Origin of the sequence: Bradyrhizobium genosp. A (assembly GCF_049949275.1) — a bacterium.
In the GTDB taxonomy this organism is placed as follows: Bacteria; Pseudomonadota; Alphaproteobacteria; order Rhizobiales; family Xanthobacteraceae; genus Bradyrhizobium.
Genome location: NZ_CP188196.1, coordinates 2172902 through 2190020 on the forward strand (window position 1 = coordinate 2172902; position 17119 = coordinate 2190020).

The following is a 17119-nucleotide window of genomic DNA, read 5'->3' on the forward strand; positions in this document are numbered from 1 at the left end:
TGCCACCAAACGGAGATGCCGCCATGAGCGCGAGCGCCAACAAGAAACTGATGCAGGATATTTTCGCAGCCGCCGCCAACCCCGATCCGGCGGTGCGCGACCGCGCGCTGTTCACCGCAAGCCTTGCCGACGACGCCAAATGGATCGTCACCGGCCAGTATTCCTGGTCGCGCACCTTCGTTGGCAAGGACGCGATCCTCAACGATCTGCACGGCTATGTCCGCACCCGCCTGCGCGACCGGACGCGCACGGTCGCCGAGCGCTTCATCGCCGATGGCGACATCGTCGTGGTGGAGGCCAAGGGCGATAACGTCACGCCCGAGGGCGTGCGTTACGACAATGACTATTGCCTCGTGTTTCGGCTCGAGGACGGCAAGATCAAGGAGATCCGGGAGTACTGCGACTCGGTCCTGACCGAGAAGGCGTTGGGTCCGTTTCCGCAAACGGGTGCGAGGGCCGCGAGCTGAGCGGATTGCGTGGCGTCACGCGCCCTTTGCACTGATCTGCATACGCTTGCGGGCCGTGCGCCAAAACTTTGCGCGACTGCCAATAATATCAGCAGGTCTGAGGCGGGCCGATGCGCGCAGGCGCGAAGAATTTGAAGGTTCAATTAACGAGTGTGCCGCATTGTATCGCGGTGCAGCGTGAGTCGCCGAAGAGGTGACGCGCGGCTGCTGGGGTGGCCGTGACGATCGCCGGAGTTGTGCGTCCGCCTGAATTCACATGCATCCGGGTGGACAGTGGGAATGCCGAGCTTTCGTTTGCGGATCAGGGGCCGTCTCTATGCCGGCTTCATGGCGCTGGTAGTCGTTGGCCTCGTGATGGCGGTGGTGGCCATCTGGAATTTGCGGGCCGTGCAGGATCAGGTCGGAAAGGCCTCGGCGCTTTCGGACAGCGTGGCACGGATCCTGGAAATCTCGACTCATCTCCACATAGTCCAGCGCGCCAACCTTCGCTACGTTTACGACGCCAACGAGCCCGCGATGAGGGTGGCCGCAGAGCGGGAGGCGGCTGCGACCGAGCTGTTGCAGGTCGGCGCCAAGGGGACGCTCTCCGAGGAGCGGCGAAAGCTCTACACCGATCTCGTCGACGACATCGCGAAAATGCGCAGCCTGCGCAACAATCTCGGCGACGCCGCCAATGAGGCGCGAACGGGCAAGGCGACGCTGCTGCCGACTGGCGACGAACTGACCGTCAAGATGGGCAAGCTGGTCGACGCGGCGCGCGCAACCGCTGACGAAGACACCGCAGCCCTCGTCGCGGACCTCGAATCCAGGCTGCTTCAGGTTCAGATCGCAAGCTGGCGCTTCCTGGCCCTGCGCGACACCAAAGGGCCGGCCAACTTCAGAGCCAATGCTGACAGGGCAGCGCAGCGGCTCGCGGCGCTCGAAAAGAGCCCACAGGCGGCGGACTTGCGAATCGCGATCGCGCCGGTGAAGACCTCGCTCGGAATCTACAAGTCCGCGTTCGAGACGACATCGGCTGCAATGCTTCAGACCGAGGAGATCTACCACAAGAGCCTCGCGCCCCTCATCGTGGACAGCATCGCCAAGCTCAAGGTCGCGGAGACCGCACTCAAGAACGAGTACAAGGATTCGCGCACCACCGCCGAAGCCGTGATTGACGGCACGACCTCCGTGCAGGAGATCGCGGGCGGCCTCGCCATCCTGTTCGGATTGATCGTCGCCATCCTGATCGCCCGCAGCATCGTCGGTCCCCTGACCGCGATGACCCGTGCGATGGGCGCGCTGTCCGGCGGCGATCTCGCGGCCGAGATTCCCGGACGCGGCAAGGCGGACGAGATCGGCGATATGGCCAAGGCGATCCAGGTGTTCAAGGACAACATGATCGACACCGAGCGCATGCGTCACGAGCAGACTGAGATCGAGGCGCGTCAGGCCGCGGACCGCAAGAAGGACATGGTCCGGCTCGCCGACCAGTTCGAGCAGGCGGTCGGCGAGATCGTCGACACCGTGTCGTCGGCCTCGCACGAGCTCGAGGTTTCCGCGGGCACACTGACCACGACGGCGACACGCGCCCAGGATCTGTCGACGGAAGTCGCCTCCGCGTCGCAGGAAGCCACCGCCAACGTCCAGGCCGTCGCGTCCGCCACCGAAGAGCTGTCTTCCTCAGTCTCCGAGATCGCGCGTCAGGTCCAGGAATCCGCCCGCATCGCCGGCGAAGCCGTCGGGCAGGCGACCAAGACCAACGCCCGCGTCAGCGAGCTCTCAAAGGCGGCCGCCCGCATTGGAGACGTGGTCGAGCTGATCAGCACCATCGCCGGCCAGACCAATCTGCTGGCGCTCAACGCCACCATCGAGGCGGCGCGCGCGGGCGAAGCCGGCCGCGGTTTTGCCGTCGTGGCTTCCGAGGTCAAGGCGCTGGCCGAGCAGACCGCGAAGGCCACCGGCGAGATCGCCCACCAGGTCTCAGGCATCCAGGCCGCGACTGAAGAGTCGGTTGGTTCGATCCGAGAGATCAGCGGCACCATCGAGCGGCTGTCGGAAATCTCATCGACGGTCGCCGCCGCCGTGGAACAGCAGGGCGCGGCCACGCAGGAGATCTCCCGCAACGTCCAGCAGGCGGCCCACGGCACCCAGCGCGTCTCGACCAATATCGGCGACGTCCAGCGCGGCGCCTTCGACACCGGTTCGGCGTCCTCACAGGTGCTGTCGGCAGCGCGCTCGCTGTCGGCCGACAGCAACCGGCTGAAGCTCGAGGTCACCAGGTTCCTGGAGTCGGTCCACGCCGCGTAAAAGCAAAAGGCCACGCGCATGCGCGTGGCCTTCAATCGCGACGAGATGTGATCAGGCCACTCTCGTGCTCATGTGCCCGAACATGTGGTGGCGGGCTTCATCATCCATCTCGGCCTTGAAGGTGAACTTGTCCTTCAGCGCGATCGCGCGCGCAGCCGCCGGCCGCGCCGAGATCTCGTCGATCAGCCGCTTCACGTTCGGGTAGCGCGCAAAGGCGTCGTCGCCGAGCTTGAACGGCACCATCCGCGCCCAGCCCCACAGCGCCATGTCGACGATCGAATAGCCGTCGCCGACCATGTAGCGGCGGCCTTTGAGATGACCGTCGAGGATCTTGTAGTGGCGGTCGGTCTCGTACTGGTAGCGGTTATGGGCGTAGTCGTGGTTCTGGTCCTTCGGCGCAAAATGCTTGAAATGCACGGCCTGCCCCGAATACGGCCCGACGCCGCTTGCCACGAACATCAGCCAGGACAGCAGCTCGGCGCGGTTGGCGGGCAGGAATTTTCCGGTCTTCTCGGCGAGATAGAGCAGGATGGCGTTCGAGTCGAATACGATCGTGCCGTTATCGTCGATCGCCGGCACCTTGGCGTTCGGATTGATCTTCAGATAGTCCGGCGTGAACTGGTCACCTTTGCGGGTGTCGATCTTCACTGGCTCGAACGGCAGGCCGGCCTCTTCGAGGAACAGCGCGACCTTGGTCGGGTTCGGCGATCCGTTGAAATAGAATTTGAGCATCGGGCATCTCCCAAGTGCGGGTGCAAGTGTGGGTGCAAGTGTTGGTGGCCGAGAGCGGACGCAGCATCATGGCTGCGAGGCGGTCTTCTCTTGCCTGAACATTGTCAGGAGATGCAACCGGCGAGATTGCCGTGTGGTATCTGCGCGCCGCGCAGATCAGCGGGCGTAACAAAGGCCGTTCGCGGCCGTAATGGCTGCCGCCGCCCCCATAACCCCCGGCCGTCATTCCGGGGCGCGCCTGTTGGCGCGAGCCCGGAATCCATTAGGCGGCTTGTGACGCGGTCAGATGGATTCCGGGTTCTCGCTGCGCGAGCCCCGGAATGACCAAGGAGCGATTTATTCCGCCGACATGCCGGCGCGGATTTCCGCGCGGAGCTCGTCGATCAGCTTGAGACCCTTCTTGGTCTCGACATGCCAGAAGGTCCAGCCGTTGCAGGCCTGCGCGCCCTGCGCCACCGCGCCCATGCGGTGGATCGAGCCGACCTTGTCGCCGAACATGATGGCGCCGTCGGCACGGACCAGCGCGCCAAGTTTCTTCTTGGCGTCGAACAGCTTTGTGCCGGGCATGATCATGCCGCGCTCGATCAGCTCGGAGAACGCCACGCGCGGTGCATCGCGCGCGGTCATGAACGGGGCGAGGCTCTCTTGCGGCAGCGGCTCGACCGCGGCGATGCGCGCTTGCGCCGCCTTGGCATAGGTCTTGTCGCGCTCGAAGCCGATATAGGAGCGGCCGAGACGTTTTGCCACGGCGCCGGTGGTGCCGGTGCCGTTGAACGGATCGATCACGAGATCGCCGGGCTTCGACGACGACAGCAGCACGCGCGCGAGCAGGCCTTCCGGCTTCTGTGTCGGATGCACTTTCTTGCCGTCGGCGCCCTTGAGGCGCTCCTCGCCGGTGCAGAGCGGGATCAGCCAGTCGGAGCGCGCCTGCACGTCCTCGTTGGCCGCTTTCAGTGCTTCGTAGTTGAAGGTGTAGCTCTTGGCCTTTTCGTCGCGCGCGGCCCAGATCATGGTCTCGTGCGCGTTGGTGAAGCGGCGGCCGCGGAAATTCGGCATCGGGTTGGTCTTGCGCCAGACGATGTCGTTCAGGAGCCAGAAGCCGAGGTCCTGCATGATCGCGCCGACGCGGAAGATGTTGTGATAGGAGCCGATCACCCAGATCGTCGCCGACGGCTTCATCGCGCGGCGCGCGGCCAGCAGCCAGGCGCGGGTGAAATCGTCATAGGCGGAAAACGAATCGAACTTGTCCCAGTCGTCGTTGACGGCATCGACATGGGATTCGTCGGGGCGCTTGAGATCGCCCTTGAGCTGAAGATTGTAGGGCGGATCTGCGAACACCAGATCGACCGAACCAGGTGTAAGCTTCGACATCTCGGCGACGCAATCACCGAGAATGATGCTGTGCGAAGCGGACTCAAAGTTTGTGCGGGGCGCCCTTGCAGACGCCCCGCGACGCGACACTACCATGACTCAAGAACTCTGACTCAGGCGACGCTGTCGGCGACGCGGGACCAAACAACCGACTGACCGTTACATTGAAGCGGCAAAGTAAAAATCGACTTAACCCGCTGCTTTCGTGAGCAGGCCGGCCATCGCGCGTTGTGCGCAGCTCGTCGTGCGCAATCGCCGTGTTTTGTAGTGTCTTTCGCGTTTCCTCGCGTTGCGGGGGCGGCCAAGTCGTCAAAAGGACTCCAAATTCTCTCGGAAAAAAATGCACGGCCCCCGGAAAAAATTGCTGATGCGACGGTGCTGTCGCACTAGGCAATTTTTGCCGGCCCCTATATTGATAAAGGCAACGGAAATTTTACGTATGTGGCGCGTTGGGTTTTCGCGTTTCTGCGCCGCCCAGTTGACGCCATCAAGCACTTAAGGGAAGCCCGCCATGCGCTACGATGATTTCCGCCGCAGCGACGACATCGAGGATCGTCGCGACGATGGCGGCGGAGGGTTGGGCGGCGGTGGCGGCGGCGGGTTCGGCCTGCCGATGGGTGGTGGCGGTCTCGGCATCGGCACCATCATCGTGCTCGGGCTGGTCGGTTATGCCTTTGGCATCGATCCGCGTATCCTGATCGGCGGCGCCGAGGTCCTCACCGGCGGCGGCCAGGCGCCGAGCTACCAGAGCGACCGTCCGTCTTCCCAGGCCAAGCGCGGCACGCCGACCGACGAGATGGGCAGCATGATCTCCGGCATCCTCGGCGAGATCGACGATCGCTGGAGCGAGATCTTCCAGGCCAGCGGCCAGTCCTACACCGGCCCGAAGGTCGTGCTGTTCCGCAACGCCACCAATGGCGGCCGCTGCGGCCGGGCGGAATCGGCGATGGGTCCGTTCTATTGTCCGCCGGACCGCACCATCTTCCTCGACACCTCGTTCTTCCGCGAGGTCGAGTCGCGTTTCCACGGCTGCTCCGGCAAGTCAGCCTGCAATTTCACCACCGCCTATATCATCGCGCATGAGGCCGGCCATCACATCCAGAACCTGCTCGGCATCCTTCCGAAGGTGACGCGATTGCAGCAGCAGGCCGGCAGCAAGGCCGAGGCCAATGCGCTCCAGGTCAAGGTCGAATTGCAGGCCGACTGTCTGTCCGGCGTCTGGGTCAATCGCGAGGCGAAGAAACGTCCGAACTTCCTCGAAACCGGCGACATCGACGCCGCGCTGACCACGGCGAGCGCGATCGGCGACGATACGCTGCAGCGTCAGGCAACCGGGCGCGTCGTGCCCGATTCCTTCACCCACGGCTCGGCCGCGCAGCGCAAGCAGTGGTTCATGACCGGCTATCAGCAGGGCACGCTGCAGGCCTGCAACACGTTCGGCGGCGGGCCGTAGTCACAGGTCTCGTGACCCGGACGCAGCGCAGCGCTCTTGCGGTGCGCTGCAGAGCTGGGGTCCACAATGCCGGTCGCGCCAGGTTTAGAAATGGGTCCCGGCTCTGCGATGCACCGCTGCCGCGCTGCATCGCGTCCGGGACACGAGAGGAAGCACCAATGGCCTCCATCGACGAATCCAAACAATTCATCCCGCTCAACATCGCGGTGCTTACCGTGTCCGACACACGTGCGCTGGCGGATGACAAGTCCGGCCAGACGCTCGTCGATCGTCTCACCGCAGCCGGCCACCATCTCGCCGCGCGCGAGATCGTCACCGATGATGTCGAGGCGATCCGCGCCGTCATCCGCCGCTGGGTCGCAGATGCCGGCATCGACGTCGTCATCACCACGGGCGGCACCGGCTTCACCGGGCGAGACGTCACGCCGGAGGCGATCGAGCCGTTGTTCGAGAAGCGGATGGACGGTTTCTCCATCGCTTTCCACATGCTGAGCCACGCCAAGATCGGGACGTCGACGATCCAGAGCCGGGCCACCGCGGGCGTTGCTGGCGCGACGTATATCTTCTGCCTGCCGGGCTCGCCCGGTGCTTGCCGTGACGGCTGGGACGGGATCCTCGCAAGCCAGCTCGACTATCGCACGCGCCCCTGCAATTTCGTCGAGATCATGCCGCGGCTGGACGAGCATCTGCGAAGGCCCAAAGCGCAGGGCGCGACGGCGTGAGCGCTGCTTTTTCCCTTCTCCCCTTGTGGGAGAAGGTGGCGCGAAGCGCCGGATGAGGGGTTATCTATCCGCACGGAATGCTCGGAGACATACCCCTCACCCAAGCGAGTTCATGTCTGCGAGCAGAGATGCCCTCTCCCACAAGGGGAGAGGGCACGACAATGCGCATCGCGCCGCAATCTGCTTCTCGCCCTTGCGGGACCGTCAGAGATCCCGCTCCCAGGTCTCACCAACCAGATCGGCACCGAAGCTGTGGTGCTTCTCTTCCTTCACGAGCTTGAAGCCGGCGCTCTGATAGATGCCGCGTGCGGCGACCAGAATGCTCTGCGTCCATAGCGTCATGCGGCGATAGCCTCTCTCGCGGGCGCCCTGGATGCATTGCTCGACCAGCGCGCGGCCGACACCGAGCCCGCGTGCTTTCTTCTCCACCTGCAACAGGCGGAGTTTTGCGATCTCGTCCGTGGCCTTGACCAGGAAGATCGAGCCGACCGGCTCGCCATCGATTTCCGCGATCCAGCAGTGCTCGCGCGCGGGGTCGTAGGTCTTGATGAACTGTGCGCAGATCTCGGCGACCAGCGCCTCGTAGCTGATATCCCAGTTGTAGTCCGCGGCATAGGCGGCCGCTTGCTTGGAGATGACCCACCCCATGTCACCGACGCGATGGCTGCGCAGCATGAAAGCTGCAGGCTGGTCTCGACGTTGCTCCAGCACGGCCTCGATCGTCGCCATAGCCTGCGTCAGCCGCGACGTATCGCTGGCCGAAAGCCGAGCCAGCATTGCGGCGACCTCAGTCTGAGAGCTCAGGTTCAGCTTGGCGAAAGCCTGGCGCCCCTTGGCCGTGAGGCTCAGCTGGTATTGCCTGCGATCCGCAGGCAGGGGCTTCCGCGTGATCAGCCCCTGTTCGTCGAAGCTCTGGACGATGCGGCTGAGATAGCCGGGGTCGAGACCGAGCTCGTTTCCGATCTCTTTGGCCGCAAGGTCGTCATGATGTGCGAGCTCGTAGAGCACCCGTGCTTCGCTCAGCGAAAACGGGCTCTTTCCAAGGTGCTGGTCGAGCACGCCGAGCTTGCGGGTATAGAAGCGGTTGAAGGCGCGAACCGCTGCGATTTGCTCGTCGGTACCGTCGATTGGCATGGGACACCTCGATAATTGCCATTGTCAAATAATTATTTGACTTTGGCAAGTATCTGGTGCCTCACGCGACCATGACGATTCGGCTACGCAGCATGGTCCGGGAGGAGCGGCCGAGCCGCCGCAACAGCCGCGCCTCGGAACGGCGGGCCTGCGGCGGATAGCCGCCGATCCGGTCGTAATGATCGCGTGCGATCAGCAGCCCCTGATCGCCGAGGGGGCCGACCAGCTTGCGCGCCACGGACCACAGCACGTCGCGGAAGCCGGTATCGGCGTAAGGCGAGCGGGCATAGCGGAACACCGCCGCACGATCCCGACCGCTGGCCGCGACGGCCTGGATGAATTGGGTGGTCTCGTCGATCCAGCCGGTGTCCAGCACCGCGCCGGCAGGAAGGAACATCAGCCAGGGCGAACGGGCCTGGAGCGCGCCGGCGGCCAGCGCAGCGCCTTGCGAAGTTCCCTCGCAGCCGATGAAACGGCAGCCGGCGACGTCGGCAACGCGCTCGATGACGCCATTGCGGGTGCCGTCGACCAGCAAAACTTCCTTGATGATGCCCGCCGCGGCACCGGGGACCAGCGCGGCCAGAGTTGCGACCGCGGTCTGCTCGACGCCTTCGGTCGGAATGATGACGCTCAGCATGATTGAGACTTCGATGTCCGCAATTCGGGAGAAGCGTAGCTCGTTACGATGTTGTCATAAACATGCTGCGCTGCCGAGTGCAACTTTTCGCAGGCCCCCACGGCGTGCGATGGTAAACCGGCGGCGCCCATCGCAGCCGAATATGTCGTGCGCAGGGTGGTCAATTTGCCGAATGTTTCGGCGATTTTCGCTTTCGTGAGTTTCAGACGGGGTTTTTCTCTTTCGATGTGTCCAATGAACGCCGATCAACTTCCCATTGGCGCGCCGCCATCGCCGAAGCCGGACGCCGCGCCGACCTTGCGGATCCGCGCCGTGATGCTGGGCGAACGCATCAATCCGTCGGGGCTCGAGATCGGCACGCTGGTGTCCTCGACGCCGGCGGCCTTCCGCGTCCATGGCGGCCTTGCCGTGATCTTCCGCTACGGCGTCGTGGTGCTGATCGGGCTGTTGCCATCGGAGGAGAAAGTCCTCCTCGACAGTCTCAAGTCGCGCGTGATCGGCGAGCTCAGCCCCCATGAGGAGGAGACCGCGCAAGCTCAGCTTTGTCACGACGAAAACGCCGAGGCGATTCAGCCGGGCGGGCCGATCAACCTCTCCAAGTTTTCCGACGAACGGCTGCTGCTGATCGCGGACGCACTCGCCAAGAGCACGTCGCTGGCGCGCGACGAGCGGCGCGTCGCCGCGGTCTTCGATGTCATCGAGCCCTTTGCGCGCGAGCTCGCCGAGAAAGGCCGGACGTCGCGGCGGCGCAGGGGCATCCTGCAGCTCATCGGCAATGCGCTGCTGGTCCAGCAGCGCGTCGCCGGCCGTGTCGCGGTTGCCGAAAAGCCCGACGCGCTCTGGGAAAAGCCGCAGCTCGACCGCCTCTACGCGCGTCTCGAAGACGAGTACGAGCTGAAGGAGCGTCTCGACACGCTCGAGCGCAAGCTCACGGTCGTCGCGGAAACAGCCGATGCGCTGACCGACATCATCGACACCCAGCGTTCGCTGCGGCTCGAGATCGCCGTGGTGGTGCTGATCGTGATCGAGGTCGTGATCGGGTGTATTCAGATCTATAGCGGCGTACACTGAGCCGCGGCGCGGACCGGTGTGCCGAGGCCGCCAGCCTGCGATGATTGCCATGATGATTGCCATGTCGCGATCTCGCCGAGCTCGGCTTCGGGCCGCGTCTCGACCGTGCGGCAGCGTCCGAGGTAGAGCTGGCCCGCGTCGCCCTCGATCGTGATCCAGTCGCCTTCCGACAATGTTGCGTCCGCGAGCTGGGCCTGCCCCGCGACGGGGTCGATCTTGAGCGCGTGGCAGCCGACCACGCAGGGCTTGCCCATCTGCCGTGCCACCAGCGCCGCGTGCGAGGTGCGCGCGCCGACCGCCGTGACGATGCCGGCTGCCACGGCGAAGCCGGCGACGTCGGCGGTGCTGGTGTCCGGGCGCAGCAGGATGACCGGCTCGCCAGTGGCCGACAGGCGCTGGGCGCTCTCGGACGAGAAGGCGACACGGCCGACACCGATGCCGCCGGACGCGCCAACGCCTGTCGCCACGGGCTGGCCGGCAGAGACCAGCGAGGTCACGGTGAGCGAAGCTAGGTCGATCCCGGCGATCCGGTGCAGCGCTTCGTCCTGCTCGATCAGACCTTCATGCATGAGATCGATCGCGATCCTGACTGCGGCGCGCGGGGTACGCTTAGCCGAGCGGGTCTGGAGAATCCAGAGCTTGCCGTCCTCGACCGTGAACTCGACATCCTGCACGTCGCCAAATTCGCGCTCGAGGCGCTTCAGGATATCGCCAAGTTCGGCCTCGGTCCGCGGCAGTGCGCGCCTGATCGCGTCCGCGGTGTCTGGCGTCCGCCGCCCGGACACGACGTCTTCGCCCTGCGCGTCGAGCACGAGGTCGATCATCGGGCGTGGTGCTCCCGTCGAAGGGTCGCGCGAGAAGGCCACGCCGGCGCCGGATGCCAGTCCGCCATTGCCGAACACCATTGCCTGCACGGTGACGGCGGTGCCCTGGAGATCTTCGAGCTGCTGGAGTTTCCGATAGGTCTGCGCCCGCTCGCTCTTCCATGACCAGTAGACGGCCCGCGCCGCTGCTTCGAGCTGCGCGACGGCGTCGTCGAGCAGGCCTTCGGCATGATCCTCGACCAGCAGCTGTTCGTCGCCGGCGAGCCGCTCCAGCGCTTCGCTGTCGAGCTCGCGATCGTTGTCTGCGCCTTCGATTCCGACCAGGTCCGAGATGCGGGCTGCGAACCCGGCCGCGTCGAGCCCGAGCACAGTCTCGCCGAAGCTCTCCAGGAAACGGCGCCGGCAGTCCCAGGCGAGCCGCGGGCGGCCGGTCGCGCGGATCAGGCCGTGCACCGCATCCTGCGTGCAGCCGACATTGAGGACGGTGTCGAGCATGCCCGGCATCGATCGCGGAGCGCCCGAGCGCACCGAGACCAGCAGCGGCTCGCGCCGGTCGCCGAAGCGTTTGCCCGTCGCTTGTTCCAGGAACGCGATGCCTTCCTTGAGGCCATCGCGGAGATGATGCTCCGCATGAGCATGCCCGGCGACGATGTCCGCGCAGAGTTTGACCGGCAGCACGAAAGCGGGCGGCACCGGCAGGCCGAGCGCCGCCATCCGGGCGAGGTTGGCCGCTTTGGCGCCGATGTCCTCGGCGCAGCACAATTCGGTCGCGTCGGCGCCGATACGTGCGATATGCATCGTGGTCTCCCTATGCCGCGAGATCAATCATGATGTGACGGCGCAACAAATGGCCGAAGCCGGCGAAACGGTCGGTGGCGCGCTCGATCGCCCGCGCGAGCTCGAGCACCGAGAGCGAGGTGGCGACGTCGAAGCCGCCGCCGAATACAAGCGCGGTCGTTGCGCGCTCCTGGCCGTCAGCGGCATGTTCGGCATCGATCAGGCGGGTCACGGCGGATAGCGCATCCTCGGAATCCGCGCGCCGACCTTCCGGCACGTCTGTCGCCGCGGCGACACCGCACGCCGCGACCTCGGTCGCGGTCATCGCGACCGCGCAGAGTTCGGCGAGCGCGGCCAGCAATGACGGATCGGTGCGTTCGGGCATGAGGGAGGCAATGAAGGCCGCCTGTTCCAGCTCGTCGATGGCCTCTTCGGCGCGATCGATCAACTGTCCGATCGTCGGCCGCGCATTGAGCCGGTCGATCTCCTTTCGGGTTTCCAGCGCGATGCGGTCGGCCTTCTGCTCGATCGCGGCGCAGCGCCGCGCCAGCAGCTTGCGGTCGGCCGGCTGGCCGGCCCGAAGCGCGGAGATATGGCGCGAAATCGCCGCCACGAGATCATGGGCAAGCCCGATCTGGCGCAGCACGGCTGCAAGAAGGGCACCGTCGACGCGCTCCAGGTGCCGCACCAGGTCGGCCTCGATCTGGTCGCGCACCATCCTCACGGAGCGGCCTGCGAGCAGCGCCTCGGTGGAGACGCGCAGCGCCGCCTTCAGGAAATCGATCGCGGCGCTGCGGCCGAGCGCCTGGTCGAGCCGCTCGCCGAAGCCGATCCGCGCCGGTGCGGCGTTCCGCACTGCAGAGCCCAGCAACTCGTTGCCGCCGAGCTCCAGGAAGCCGCGATGGCCGATCCGGTGCCGCGCTGCCCATCCAGGATGCGCGCCGCATCGTCCTTGGCGACCCACGTCCGGAGCAGCTTGCGGGCCTTGTTCCAGTCAATCAGGAAAACCAGCGCGGCGCCGACCGCTGCCAGGAATTCATCGCGATCGGCGGCGTGAGCCGGCTGGTACTGGCCCGTCACGAGATAGAACGAATTGTCTTCGCCAAGTCCTGCGGCCGTGTGGCGGTCGAGCCCGCTCCAGGTCGCGTCGAACTTGTCGAACAACGAGATGAAGAACTTTGCGCGCGCCAGATGCACATCGGTGTAGGTGACGGTCACTGCGTTCTTCTTGACCGCTATCACCACGACGTGGGCGTCGGTGGTGCCGATGTCGTTCTGGATCAGAAGCCGGCCGCCCGAGCGGGTCGCCATCGTGTCGAGACCGGGATGGTTGAATTTCAGCCCGCGCGTCTCGTTCAGGCCGCTCGTGAAGGCTTCGACCGCGCTGCGGTCTTCGCCATGCAGCCCGAACACATGGGCGCCACCGAGCGTTTCCTCCGAGCAAGTCGCCGCAAGCTTGTTCAGCGCCTTGTGCAGATCCATCACCAGGCGATGCAGGCTGTCGCCGGCCGCTTCAGCGATGCCGGTCAGGCGGGCAATGCGGGCGAGATCGATTTCGTTGGTGGCGTCGAGCAGTCCCGCGCTGCGGACCGCAATCAGCCGTGCCTCGGCTTTCTCGCCCTCGGACGGCGTGCCGGCGCTGATCGCGCGGATCATGGCTGCAGCGTCGTCCTGGATCTCCTTCATCAGCTTCGCGAGGTTCGGTGCGGCGAGCCGGGACGGGCCGGTCAAATGGGCGCCGCTGATCAGCGTTGCGATCGCTGCGGGCGCGATGCCGGCCGCGTGGCTCTCGATGGCAAGCTCGCTGGCCGGCCGATCGGGTTCCTGCGCGTGCTGGGCTGCCGCCTGGAGCGCGCTCATCCGTACCTTGATGCGGTCGTTGGCGGCGAGCCCCTCCGCCACCAGTGCCGGCAGCAGGATGTCGCCTTGTCCGAGCTCTTCGATGATGTGAGTTTTCATGACCTGTCCGCACCGTTGGATGCCGGCTTTATGCCGCGAAACGGCGGCGCGGCTGTTGCGCCAGATCATTCATCCAACTGTCATATGGCCCGTCGTTCGCGCAGCATCGCCGCGCAATGACGCGCGATCGTCATCTCTTCGCCGGTGCGAATGACGAACGCCTCTATCGTGCTGTCCATGGCGTCGATGCGCTCGCGCGCCTCATCGTTTGCAACGGCGTCGATGCGCAAGCCGAGCCAGACGAGGCGCTCACCGATGGCTCTCCGGATCTCCTTGCTATGCTCGCCGATGCCGCCGGTGAAGACCAGGCCGTCGAGCCCGCCAAGCGTGTTCGCCATCACCGTCACTTCCTGCGCCGCGCGGAAGACAAAGAGATCGACCGCTTCCCGCGCCGCAGCCTCGCCGCTCGCGAGCAGGGTGCGCATGTCCGAGGCGATCCCGGAGACGCCGAGCAGGCCCGACTCGTGATAGAGTAGGTGCTGGACGTCCTCGACGGACATCCTCTCGTGCTGTTGCAGATAGAGCAGGACGCCGGGATCGATGGTGCCGCAGCGCGTGCCCATCACCAGGCCGTCGAGCGGCGTCAGGCCCATCGTGGTGTCGATGCTGCGGCCATTGCGAAGCGCGCAGAGGCTCGCGCCATTGCCGAGATGTGCGATGACGGTGCGCTTCGCGATGAGCTGCGGCGCGATTCCGGCGATGCGCCCCGCGACATATTCGAACGAGAGGCCGTGAAAGCCGTAGCGGCGGACACCGCGCTCTTCATAGCGCCTCGGAATCGCGAAGCGGCTCGCAGGCGGCATCAAGCCGTGATGGAAGGCGGTATCGAAGCAGGCGATCTGTGTCAGCGCAGGTCGGATCGCCGAGACGGCGCGGACCGGAGCCAGGCAGCGTGGCTGGTGGAGCGGTGCCAGCGGCGTAAGCCGCTCGAGCTTGGCGTAGACGTCGTCCGTCAGCTCGACTGGGCTCGAAAAATCCGGCCCGCCATGGACGATGCGGTGGCCGACCGCGCCCAAGCTGTCTGCGCCGTACCGGTCCTCGATAAAGGCGAGCACGTCGGCGAACAGATGGCTGCCGTCGGCGTCCGTCCCTTCCCTCCGTTTCTCGAACAAATCTTCGCCCGCAGAGCCCCTGACGACGAGCCGGGGCTTGTCCTCGTGCTCGTCGAACAGGCCCTTGCAGAGCAGGACAGGCTCGCTCGCCGAAATATCGAACACGCCGAACTTGATGCTCGACGAGCCCGAATTGAGGACGAGGACCGACCCCGTCATGACGTCAACCCGCCTTGCCTGGCCAGACCCAGTCGCGGATCACGGGCATGTCCTCGCCGTGCTCGCGCACGTAACGCGAATGCTCGATCAGCGCGTCGCGGAACTGCTGCTTCACCTGTGCTGCCTTGGTCGCAAGCCCCGGCACGCGCTCGATCGCCTCGATCGCGAGATGATAACGGTCGAGCTCATTGAGCACGACCATGTCGAACGGCGTTGTCGTGGTGCCTTCTTCGGCAAAGCCGCGCACATGCATGCCGGCATGATTGGTGCGGTTATAGGTCAGACGGTGGATCAGATAGGGATAGCCGTGATAGGCGAAGATGACAGGCTTGTCCGATGTGAACAGGCTGTCGAAGTCACGATCGGAGAGACCATGCGGATGCTGCTCCTTCGGCTGCAGCGTCATGAGGTCGACGACGTTGACGACGCGGATCTTGAGATCCGGCAGCGCCTTGCGCAACAGGTCGACGGCCGCCAGCGTCTCCAGTGTCGGCACGTCGCCGGCACAGGCCATCACCACGTCAGGCTCGCCGCCAGCGTCCTCGTTGCCGGCCCAGGTCCAGATGCCGATGCCGGCATCGCAATGCGTGGCCGCCTCCTGCATCGAGAGCCATTGCGGCGCCGGCTGCTTGCCGGCAACGATGACGTTGATGCGATTGTAAGTGCGCAGGCAGTGATCGGCGATCCACAACAGCGTGTTGGCATCCGGCGGAAAATAGATGCGGACGATATCGGCCTTCTTGTTGGCGACGAGATCGACGAAACCGGGATCCTGATGGCTGAAGCCGTTATGGTCCTGGCGCCAGACATGCGAGGTCAGGAGATAATTGAGCGAGGCGATCGGCCGCCGCCAGGGCAGATCGCGCGTCACCTTCAGCCATTTGGCGTGCTGGTTGAACATGGAATCCACGATGTGGATGAAGGCCTCGTAGCAGGAGAAGAAGCCGTGACGTCCGGTGAGCAGATAGCCCTCCAGCCAGCCCTGGCAGAGATGCTCGCTCAGCACCTCCATCACGCGGCCGTCCTGCGCGAGATGCACGTCGTAAGATTCGATCGGCTCCATCCAGACCCGTTCGGTTGCCTCGAACACCGCGTCCAACCGGTTTGACGCGGTCTCGTCCGGGCCCATGATGCGGAAGTTCCGCTCCTCGGCGTTGAGACGGATGACGTCGCGCAGGAATTTGCCGAGCTCGCGCGTCGCTTCTCCCGTCACGCTGCCGGGCTGTGGCACCTCCACAGCGAAGCTGCGGAAGTCCGGCAGCTTCAGCTCCTTCTTCAACAGCCCGCCATTGGCATGCGGATTGGCGCCCATGCGGCGGATGCCTTCAGGCGCCAGCGCCTGAAGCTCGGCAATGAGCGCGCCGTTGGCGTCGAACAGCTTTTCCGGCTCGTAGCTCTTCATCCAGTCTTCGAGAATCTTCAGATGCGCCGGGTTCTCGCGGCAGTTCGCAACGGGCACCTGATGCGCGCGCCAAAACCCTTCGACCTTCTTGCCATCGACCTCCTTCGGCCCGGTCCAGCCCTTGGGGCTGCGCAGCACGATCATCGGCCAGCGCGGCCGCGCGAGGCTCTTTCCTCCGTCCCTGGCGTGCTGCTGGATCGAGCGGATGCTGGCGAGCGCGACGTCGAGCGCATCCGCCATCGCCCGGTGCATCAGCTTGGGATCGTCGCCCTCGACGAACAGCGGCTCATGGCCGAACCCGCGGAAGAGATCGCGGATCTCGTCATCACGCATCCGGCCGAGCACGGTCGGGTTGGCGATCTTGTAGCCGTTGAGGTGCAGGATCGGCAGCACCGCACCGTCATGGGCCGGGTTCAGGAACTTGTTCGAATGCCAGGATGCTGCGAGCGGGCCGGTCTCGGCCTCGCCGTCGCCGACGACGCAGGCGACGATCAGGTCGGGATTGTCGAACGCCGCGCCGTAGGCGTGCACCAGCGCGTAGCCGAGCTCGCCGCCTTCATGGATCGAGCCCGGCGTTTCCGGCGCCGCGTGGCTCGGAATCCCGCCGGGGAAGGAGAACTGCCGGAAAAGCTTTCGCAATCCGTCCGCATCGCGCGCGATATCAGGATAGATCTCGCTGTAGCTGCCTTCCAGATAGGTGTTGGCGACCATGCCCGGGCCGCCATGGCCGGGGCCGCAGACATAGATCACGTCGAGGTCCAGCGCGTGGATGACGCGGTTGAGATGGGCGTAGATGAAGTTCAGCCCCGGCGTCGTGCCCCAATGGCCGAGCAAACGCGGCTTGATGTGCTCGGGCCGCAAGGGCTCGCGCAGCAGCGGGTTATCGAGCAGATAGATCTGGCCGACGGAGAGATAGTTGGCGGCGCGCCAGTAGCGATCGAGCAGATCGAGGTCAGTGCTCGCCGCACGCGATTGTTGTTGATTTGTCATATTCCTGCCGACCTTCACCG

Annotated in this window: 12 protein-coding genes and 1 pseudogene; 5 read left to right on the forward strand and 8 right to left on the reverse strand. The window is 65.2% G+C overall.

Going from position 1 to position 17119, the window contains the following annotated elements; all coding sequences use genetic code 11:
- Window positions 1-23: 23 nt before the first annotated feature.
- The gene (locus ACP2YP_RS10145; RefSeq protein WP_426423987.1) at window positions 24-467 is read left to right on the forward strand and encodes a nuclear transport factor 2 family protein; all 444 of its coding nucleotides are present in this window, start codon (window positions 24-26) and stop codon (window positions 465-467) included.
- 279 nt (window positions 468-746) lie between these two features.
- Window positions 747-2756, forward strand: a complete 2010-nt coding sequence (locus tag ACP2YP_RS10150; RefSeq protein WP_426423988.1) for a methyl-accepting chemotaxis protein — start codon at window positions 747-749, stop codon at window positions 2754-2756.
- A gap of 51 nt (window positions 2757-2807) precedes the next feature.
- Here ACP2YP_RS10150 and ACP2YP_RS10155 read toward each other — a convergent pair whose 3' ends face one another.
- Window positions 2808-3488, reverse strand: a complete 681-nt coding sequence (locus ACP2YP_RS10155; RefSeq protein WP_426423989.1) for a glutathione S-transferase family protein — start codon at window positions 3486-3488, stop codon at window positions 2808-2810.
- Between the two features lie 336 nt (window positions 3489-3824).
- Window positions 3825-4955 carry a site-specific DNA-methyltransferase gene (locus tag ACP2YP_RS10160; RefSeq protein WP_426423990.1) on the reverse strand — a complete coding sequence of 377 codons (1131 nt, stop codon included), beginning with the start codon at window positions 4953-4955 and terminating at the stop codon, window positions 3825-3827.
- 415 nt (window positions 4956-5370) lie between these two features.
- Between ACP2YP_RS10160 and ypfJ the strand changes: the two genes are divergently transcribed.
- On the forward strand, window positions 5371-6312 hold the full coding sequence (ypfJ, locus tag ACP2YP_RS10165; protein ID WP_426423991.1) for a KPN_02809 family neutral zinc metallopeptidase: 942 nt from the start codon (window positions 5371-5373) through the stop codon (window positions 6310-6312).
- 158 nt (window positions 6313-6470) lie between these two features.
- On the forward strand, window positions 6471-7034 hold the full coding sequence (gene moaB / locus ACP2YP_RS10170) for a molybdenum cofactor biosynthesis protein B (RefSeq protein ID WP_426423992.1): 564 nt from the start codon (window positions 6471-6473) through the stop codon (window positions 7032-7034).
- A gap of 204 nt (window positions 7035-7238) precedes the next feature.
- Here the strand turns inward: moaB and ACP2YP_RS10175 are convergent, their stop codons facing one another.
- Together ACP2YP_RS10175 and ACP2YP_RS10180 are read right to left on the reverse strand one after the other, a co-directional pair.
- Window positions 7239-8168, reverse strand: a complete 930-nt coding sequence (locus ACP2YP_RS10175; RefSeq protein ID WP_426423993.1) for a bifunctional helix-turn-helix transcriptional regulator/GNAT family N-acetyltransferase — start codon at window positions 8166-8168, stop codon at window positions 7239-7241.
- Between the two features lie 61 nt (window positions 8169-8229).
- A complete protein-coding gene (locus ACP2YP_RS10180) occupies window positions 8230-8805 on the reverse strand; it encodes a glycosyl transferase (protein WP_426423994.1) in 576 nt (191 codons plus the stop codon).
- A 234-nt stretch (window positions 8806-9039) separates the two neighbouring features.
- Here ACP2YP_RS10180 and ACP2YP_RS10185 point away from each other — a divergent pair, with 234 nt between their 5' ends.
- Window positions 9040-9876 (forward strand): RMD1 family protein, encoded by an 837-nt coding sequence (locus tag ACP2YP_RS10185; RefSeq protein ID WP_426423995.1) that lies wholly within the window; start codon window positions 9040-9042, stop codon window positions 9874-9876.
- Here the strand turns inward: ACP2YP_RS10185 and ACP2YP_RS10190 are convergent.
- The 4 genes and pseudogenes from ACP2YP_RS10190 to ACP2YP_RS10205 all read right to left on the reverse strand — a co-directional run bounded on the left by ACP2YP_RS10190 (window position 9858) and on the right by ACP2YP_RS10205 (window position 17099).
- Entirely contained in the window at window positions 9858-11498 is a 1641-nt protein-coding gene (locus ACP2YP_RS10190; RefSeq protein ID WP_426423996.1) for a PEP/pyruvate-binding domain-containing protein, read from the reverse strand. The two genes, ACP2YP_RS10185 and ACP2YP_RS10190, sit on opposite strands and share 19 nt — an antisense overlap.
- A 10-nt stretch (window positions 11499-11508) precedes the next feature.
- Window positions 11509-13436, reverse strand: a pseudogene (locus ACP2YP_RS10195) (hypothetical protein).
- Window positions 13437-13516: 80 nt separating this feature from the next.
- Window positions 13517-14707, reverse strand: coding sequence for an acetate/propionate family kinase (locus tag ACP2YP_RS10200; RefSeq protein WP_426423997.1), 1191 nt, complete (start codon window positions 14705-14707; stop codon window positions 13517-13519).
- A 4-nt stretch (window positions 14708-14711) separates the two neighbouring features.
- On the reverse strand, window positions 14712-17099 hold the full coding sequence (locus tag ACP2YP_RS10205) for a phosphoketolase family protein (protein WP_426423998.1): 2388 nt from the start codon (window positions 17097-17099) through the stop codon (window positions 14712-14714).
- Between the last annotated feature and the right edge of the window lie 20 nt (window positions 17100-17119).